The sequence below is a fragment of the Thermostichus sp. MS-CIW-26 genome, assembly GCF_054059115.1.
The window spans coordinates 83,583-91,149 of record NZ_JBSSBV010000007.1; the positions used below are offsets into that span (position 1 = coordinate 83,583).

At 59.9% G+C, this 7,567-nt stretch carries 6 protein-coding genes; 1 reads left to right on the forward strand and 5 read right to left on the reverse strand.

Annotated features, from left to right (window positions below):
* Positions 1-7: 7 nt before the first annotated feature.
* Both def and purF read right to left on the reverse strand, forming a co-directional pair.
* Positions 8-535 (reverse strand): peptide deformylase, encoded by a 528-nt coding sequence (gene def / locus ACVWZU_RS04360; protein ID WP_457443555.1) that lies wholly within the window; start codon positions 533-535, stop codon positions 8-10.
* 52 nt (positions 536-587) lie between these two features.
* Positions 588-2,216: an amidophosphoribosyltransferase gene (purF, locus tag ACVWZU_RS04365; protein WP_457404326.1), complete on the reverse strand. Its 1,629-nt coding sequence runs from the start codon at positions 2,214-2,216 to the stop codon at positions 588-590.
* 345 nt (positions 2,217-2,561) lie between these two features.
* On the opposite strand from purF, the gene ACVWZU_RS04370 reads away from it, so the two are divergent.
* On the forward strand, positions 2,562-3,218 hold the full coding sequence (locus tag ACVWZU_RS04370; RefSeq protein WP_414342310.1) for a hypothetical protein: 657 nt from the start codon (positions 2,562-2,564) through the stop codon (positions 3,216-3,218).
* 33 nt (positions 3,219-3,251) lie between these two features.
* On the opposite strand, the gene ACVWZU_RS04375 is transcribed toward ACVWZU_RS04370, so the two are convergent.
* The 3 genes from ACVWZU_RS04375 to ACVWZU_RS04385 all read right to left on the reverse strand — a co-directional run.
* The gene (locus tag ACVWZU_RS04375) at positions 3,252-4,649 is read right to left on the reverse strand and encodes an aspartate aminotransferase family protein (RefSeq protein WP_011429583.1); all 1,398 of its coding nucleotides are present in this window, start codon (positions 4,647-4,649) and stop codon (positions 3,252-3,254) included.
* A gap of 139 nt (positions 4,650-4,788) precedes the next feature.
* On the reverse strand, positions 4,789-6,504 hold the full coding sequence (locus ACVWZU_RS04380; protein WP_457404329.1) for a succinate dehydrogenase/fumarate reductase flavoprotein subunit: 1,716 nt from the start codon (positions 6,502-6,504) through the stop codon (positions 4,789-4,791).
* Positions 6,505-6,829: 325 nt separating this feature from the next.
* Positions 6,830-7,567 (reverse strand): RNA-guided endonuclease InsQ/TnpB family protein (locus ACVWZU_RS04385; RefSeq protein ID WP_457443557.1); only part of this gene is annotated, 738 nt, incomplete at its 5' end.

Here is a 7,567-nt window from a genome sequence, read left to right on the forward strand (position 1 = left end):
GGGATCCTCAGGCAGGGGGCTGGGCCAAAATCTGGGCTTGGTAGTCGGCCTCAGAGAGCAGTTGCTGCGGCTGCCGATCTAGGAACAATCGGCCCCTGAGGTGATCGTATTCGTGCTGGAAGATGCGCGCCGGAAAATCCCGCCAGACCACCCGCTGCCGGGATCCCTCAGGGGTGTGGTACTCCACCTCCACCTCGCGGGAACGGGCCACCAGGCCGCGGCAGTTGGGCACGCTCAAGCACCCTTCCCACCCCAGCACCTGCTCCTCGCTGCAAGCTAGGGGGCGGGGGTTAACCATGACCAGCGGCTCCATCTGGGGTGCATCAGGATAGCGAGGGTTGGGACGGGAGGCTACGATGATGACCTGGAGGGGGAATCCCACCTGAGGAGCAGCCAAGCCCACCCCCTGCGCCTCTTTCAGGGTAGCCAGCATACCTTCTATAAGATCCTGCAAGGCCGGCGTTTTGAACTCCGTCACCGGCTCGGCCACTTGCGTCAGGATGGGATCCCCCAATTGGCGTAGGCGAAAAGTCATGGCTTGCCCCAAGCAATTCTTCTTCTCAGTCTAGCGGGGATCCATGAGCAGCCTAGCGGCTCTTGCCAGTAGCCACCAGTTCCAGGGCCAGCTTGGAGCGCTTCAGCCCTTCTGGGATGGGGATGGGGTAGTGGCCGGTAAAGCAAGCGGAGCAGAACGAGTTGGGATCCCGGCCCGTGGCAGCCAGCATGCCTTCCCAGCTCAGGTAGGCCAAAGAATCCACTCCAATCTTCTCGGCGATTTCCTCTACGGAATGCTGGGCAGCAATCAACTGATCCTGGCTATCGGTATCGATGCCGTAGAAGCAGGGATGGGTGACCGGGGGGCTGGAAATGCGCATGTGGACCTGGGTAGCCCCCGCCTGGCGCAGGGCCTTGACGATTTTCTGGCTGGTGGTGCCCCGCACAATTGAGTCGTCCACAATAACAATCCGCTTCCCCCGCAGCACGTCCTCCAGGGGGTTGAGCTTCATGCGAATGCCCCGCTCCCGCATGGATTGGGTGGGCTGGATAAAGGTGCGGCCCACGTAGCGATTTTTGATCAGCCCTTCGGTGTAAGGGATCCCCGACTGGCGAGCATAGCCAATGGCTGCCGGCGTGCCGGAATCGGGAACGGAGATCACCCAGTCGGCCTCTGCCGGGGCCTCCTTGGCCAGTTGTTCTCCCAAACGCACCCGGTAGGAGTAGAGGCTTTCCTCATGCATCCAACTGTCGGGGCGGGCGAAGTAGATCATCTCGAAGATGCACAACTTGGGGGTGGCCTCCGCCCAACGCACCGATTGCAGCCCCTGACGGCTGATCCACACCAACTCTCCCGGCTCCACCTGCCGCAGAGGGTCGGCCCCAATGATATCCAAAGCACAGGTTTCTGAAGCCAACACGTAATGCAGCGGCTCGGCCTCGGGGTGGCTGAGGGTGCCGTCGCTGCAGATGATCTCCAGCATCTCTGACTGCAGCAGCTCATCCAGAGCGGGGTTGCTGCTCAAAAGCCCCAACACCAGCGGACGCACCCCATAGGGATCCCGTGCCCCGATCAGGCCCTCTGGCGTGCCGATCACCAGACTAAAAGCCCCCTGACAGCGGCGCAAAGCTTGGCAAGTGGCCGCGATCCAATCTTGACCTTGGTTCACCGCCTGGGCAATGGCGTGGGCAATACACTCGGAGTCGGTGCTGCTGGTTAGGTGCCGGTCGGCGGCCTCCAGTTCCTTCCGCAGCTCTTCCGCATTGACCAAATTGCCGTTGTGGGCCAGAGCCAGCGGCCCCAGGCGAGTCTCCACGATCACCGGCTGAGCATTGGCCACGCGGCTGGATCCAGTGGTGGAGTAGCGGGTGTGACCAACCGCCAGATCCCCGGTCAGTTGGGCCAAGTTCACCTCGTCGAAGACCTGGGAGACCAAGCCCATCGCCTTGTGAACCCGGCAAAAGGATCCCTCAAAAGTGGCGATCCCTGCCGATTCTTGGCCGCGATGCTGCAAGGCAAATAGGCCAAAGTAGGCCAGCTTGGCCACCTCCTCTCCTGGAGCCAGGATGCCAAAGACCCCGCAAGCCTCTTGCAGCTCTTCCCGGGCATACCCCGCCCCGCTGATGTTTTCTGAGGGGTACAGGGCATCAACGCCAACGGCAGTCTGCCCCTCTGCTTCTCCACAGCCAGAAGATGGTTCTGCTCCCGCCCTTGCTGCCATGGATCCTCGTCTTGCTGTCACGCTTACCAGTCTAACTCGGCCCAGGTCATTCCCCTCTATCTGGCTTCACCCCCAAAGGGGGAGTCCACAGGTGGGGTTTGCAAAAAGCTAAGACTCTATCTATAGTGTTAGCAGCGTGTAAGCGCTGCTGTGGCTGAGAAGCAGCCTGGCCGAGTTTTTGAGTTGGACACCACCAAGGCTCGGCTCTCCCAGAACCGGCAGGATCCCAAAGCTTTGTGTTGTGAGGAGTCAAACCCCATGAGACAGCAGCCCCATAGGTTCCGTCAGAGCTGGACGTTAGCAGCCTCCTCTGTAATAAGGGCCAGTGTAGCCGCTCTTCTGTCGTTGTCACTGGTGGCTTGCCAAGAAGATGCCGGCGAACAGCCTGCGGTTACCATCACGCCGATAGCGGTGGTGGCTCCAACGCCCACTCCTTTCCTCATCCCCAGTCCTGTCCCTACGCCGCCGCCCACCCCTCTGCCTACCCCGACCCCCACTCCCCTCTTGAATCCTTTCCCCACTCCCAGCCCCTCTCCCACTGCTTCCTTTGCAGCAGAGCCGCCTTCGATTGCCGTGGTGGCCCTGACGGACGCGCGACAGACGGTACCCTTCAACGTGCTGGTGGCCGTGACGACTCCTGCAGGTTTGGGGGCCGGCATCAGCTTCCGGGTGGAAATCCGACAAAGCCCCCTCACCCTCACCTTTGATTTCACTGCCGCTGCCGTCGGCTGTCAGCCCAACAGCAGAGCCTGCATTGGCACCATCCCCATCACCATTCCCACTTCTGCTCCCACCGGGGATTATGAGGTGACGGCAATGGTGGCGGATACCCAGGGCCGAATTGCTTCGGCCAAAGCTCCCTTGCGGGTGTTGCCTGCGCCCAGTCCCTCCCCCTCGCCAACGCCGACCGGCACCCCCAATCCCTTTCCCTCGGTATCCCCTTCGCCCAGACCCAGTCCCTCTCCCAGTCCTTCGCCGACGCCCAGCCCCAGAAGCTTCTAACTCCCTCAGGCAGTCTCTCTTGTCGATTCAGGACTAAGGTAGCTCTTGAAGAACTCGCTTCAGGGTGGCGATCAGGTGTTCAATATGGGCTTCCTCGATGATCAAAGGCGGGGAAAGGGCAATGGTATCACCTGTAGTGCGAATCAATACCCCACGTTCGTAGCAGCGCAAAAAAGCTTCAAAAGCCCGCGCTGTCGGTCGGCCAGGGATCCCTTCCAATTCAATTGCCCCCACCAAGCCGAGGTTGCGCACATCGATGACATGAGGCAAGCCGCGCAGGGAATGGAGAGCCTCCTCCCAGAGGGGAGCGAGGTTGGCAGCCCGCTCGAACAAGCCTTCTTCTCGATACAGGTTCAGGGTAGCCAAGCCGGCGGCACTGGCAACTGGGTGGCCGGAGTAGGTGTAGCCGTGGAAAAACTCGATGGGGCTCCAGGACAGCGTCCTGCTGTTGTCCCCTGGACGGTGCAGGTCATCAGCGGAACCAGCAGCCTCCATGAAGGCGCTGTAGATCTCTTGCTTGACGATCACTGCGCCCATCGGGATGGTGCCATTGGTGAGGCCCTTGGCACAGCAAATCAGATCCGGCACCACCCCAAAGTAATTGGCCGCAAAAGGGGATCCCAGACGCCCAAAGCCGGTGATCACCTCATCGAAGATGAGCAGAATGCCGTATTTGTCGCAAATGGCCCGCAGCTTTTCCAAATAGCCCACCGGCGGCAGCAACACCCCCGTTGAACCGGCAACCGGCTCTACGATCACCGCTGCAATCGTGCTGGCATCGTGGAGAGCGACGATCCGCTCCAAGTCTTCTGCCAAGTGGGATCCCCAGCGAGGCAGGCCGCGGCTAAAGGCGTTTTGCTCCAGGTTGTGGGTGTGGGGTAGGTGGTCTACGCCGGGAATGAGGCTGCCAAAAAACTTGCGGTTGTTGGAGATGCCCCCGACCGAGATGCCCCCAAAGCCAACGCCGTGGTAGCCCCGTTCCCGGCCAATCAGCCGCTGCCGGGATCCCTGTCCGCGTAAGCGATGGTAGGCGATGGCCATTTTCAGGGCCGTATCCACCGCCTCAGAGCCAGAGTTGGTGAAAAAAACGTGATCCAGTCCGGCAGGAGTGAGCTGGATGAGCTGCTCTGCCAGTTGAAAGGCTTTGGGATGGCCCATTTGAAAAGCTGGGGCGTAGTCCAGTTGGGCCACCTGCTGTTGGATTGCTTCCACAATCGGGGGACGACAGTGGCCAGCATTCACACACCACAGCCCGGCAGTCCCATCTAGGATTTGGCGGCCATCGTGGCTGGTGTAGTACATGTCTCGGGCGGCAACCAACAGGCGCGGGTTGGCTTTAAATTGCCGATTGGCCGTAAAGGGCATCCAAAAAGGCTCCAGATTCAGCTCCGCTTGCAGGGCGACGGCTGCTTTCTCCAGGGTTTCTTGCATGGCTGGCCCTCCGGCAGTAGACGAGATTTCAAGCTGGCGAAGATAGAATCCCTAGATATTGGATAATTTTGAAAGGGGCTCCATCCTGCTAACGGGAACGATAGAGCAATCCTAATCGGCCTGGGAGGCCTCTGGAAAGTTAGTATTTTCGCTCCTGAGGGGGAAACCGGGTGATCACCACGGGGCGATAGCTGATCTGAGGGGATCCCTCGCGAAAGGCAGCCAAGGTGTGTTGTAAAAACCGTTGATCATCCCGTTGGGGGTAATCTTCCCGCGCGTGGGAGCCACGGCTTTCCCGCCGTTCCAGGGCGCTGGCGAGGATCAAAGCCCCCACCGTCATGAGGTTGTCCAGCTCCAGCGCTTCGATCAGCTCGGTGTTCCACACCTTGCCCCGATCGTCCAAATGCAAATCCCGCTCGTAACGCTGGCGGATCTGTTGCCATGTTTGGATCCCTTCTTGGAGAACCGATTCGGTGCGGTAGACGCCGCAATGCTCGGTCATGCAATCTTGAAATTGCCGCCGCACCTGATCAATGCGGCTCTTCCCTGATCGTTCCAGGAGCCCGGCAATCCGGCTGGCGGCCTGTTTGAGTAGGGATCCCTCGTCCACTTTCGGCAAGGCTCGACCTCTGACGGCCTCTACCAGGGCTGCCCCTGTGCGCCGCCCGAAAACAATGCACTCCAGGAGAGAGTTGCTGCCCAGCCGGTTGGCCCCATGCACCGAAACACAGGCCGTTTCACCGGCAGCGAACAGCCCTTCCACACGGGTTTGGACATCCCGCAACACCTGCCCATCCACCGTCACCGGGATCCCACCCATGCAGTAGTGCACCGTCGGTCGCACCGGAATGGGATCGACAACCGCATCGATGCCCAAGTGGCGATGGGCCTCCTCCCAACAGAAGGGCAGCCGAGTGTGGATCTTTTCTGCCCCCAGATGCCGCAGATCCAAGTAGACAAAATCTTTGCCGTCAATACCGCGCCCGGCCCGCACCTCCGTGACAATTGCCCGCGACGTGATATCCCGTGGGGCCAATTCCATCTGGCTGGGGGCATAGGCGGCCATGAAGCGCTCCCCCTTCCCATTGATCAGATAGGCCCCCTCTCCACGCACTGCCTCTGAGATCAACACCCCCACCGGATACAGGCCCGTGGGATGAAACTGCACAAACTCCATATCCTGCAGAGGCAGGCCGGCCCGCGCCACCATCGCCATGCCATCGCCGGTGGAAGCAAAGTCGTTGGAAGTGGAGTTGTAGATGCGCCCATAGCCGCCTGTAGCCAACATAACCGCCTTGGCCCGCAGCACTTCCAGCCGCCCGCTGGCCTGCTCCAACATCACCACGCCCTGGACTTGGTTTTCTGCCAGGATCAGATCCAGCACATACCATTCGCTGTAGAGCTTGACCCCAAAACGCTTGAGGTTGCTCACCAACTCGTGCAAAATGGCTTGCCCGGTTTTGTCGGCGGCATAACAGGTGCGCGGGTGGCTGTGTCCCCCAAAGGCCCGCTGGGCAATGCGGCCATCCGGCAGGCGGGAGAACAAGACCCCCAGGTGTTCCAGGTCGATGATCACCTCAGGGGCTTCCCGGGCTAGAATCTCCACCGCATCTTGATCCGCTAGGTAGTCGGATCCCTTGACGGTATCGAAGGCATGAGCCTCCCAGGAATCTTGCGGATCAACATTTTGTAAGGCGGCGGCAATGCCCCCTTGGGCTGCTACCGAGTGGCTGCGAATGGGATGGGTTTTGGACACCAAGGCCAGGTCGAGGCTGGGATCCCGTCGCATAACCTCCAAAGCCGCTCGGCAACCGGCCAGCCCTCCCCCAATGATGACAATGTCGTGTTCCAGCATGGATGCAGGCAAGCTCTCGCAAAGGATTCCGCCACAGCCAGGATGGCGTTTTCCCATTATGGCCGGCCCCAGCAGCCTCTCCAGCAGCAGCTGACGAACAGCTTTAAGTTGCATCGCTTCCTAACTTCCCTCTTCCCCTGGGAGTGGTCGCGGAAGCAGCGCGGAACGCTTGGGGAGTGTCCCAATCCAGTTTGGAATGGCTATGGCTTGCATGGCGAAGCCATACACTGTTGCCCAGGGCTGCAGCGATTGCATCCTGCTCGTTGCCAAACAGAATGGCAGTATCCCGCAAAGCTCTGATCTGTAAACTACCCGGCTCCGACCGCTAAGCGGTACGGAGCAGGCTTTCAGTAGCCCTGAGCCTGCTCTGCTCTACCAGAGAACAAAACAGGCCCGAACCTCTAGGCTGGTTTACGGCAGCCCCCAAAAGCGCAATCACCTTCGCACCGTTAAAATCCGCATCCCCTTCCCAACCGCAGTGCCCGCATTTGAACTGCTTACCCTTGCGATAGGATTGAGCGGAGTCGGGATGAATATGCAGGCACTTGTGGCAGATCTGCGAGGTATAGGCCGCAGGGACAGCTACCACTTTGACACCCGCCCTCACAGCCTTGTATTCGATAAACCGCCGCAGCTGGTAGAACGCCCAGCTATTGCTACGCCGCCGCTCCTCACGACTGCGGGGGTGTTGATTGGTGCGTTCTCGAATGCCGCTCAAGTCCTCAATCCCAATGCAGGCAGAAAGAGATTGAGCTGCTTTAACGATGCGCTTAGCGATACTGTGGTTCACCCAAGCTTGAAAGCGTCTCTCCTTGCCAGACAGCCGTTGCAGCAGTTGACGGCATCGCCGCCTGCAACTGCGGGTGCCCTTACTGGCCTTGCGCTGAAGAGACGCTCTTAACCGACAGTAGTGATCTCGGACTTTGTTCAGCTGCTGTCCATTCCAGTTGTCTCCTTCGGAGGTATGGGCAATGTCTCGCCGTCCCAGGTCAACACCAATCACCTTGTCGGTGTTCTGTTGCTTGGGGGGCTCTGCCTCGACACAAATCTGGATGGAGTAGGA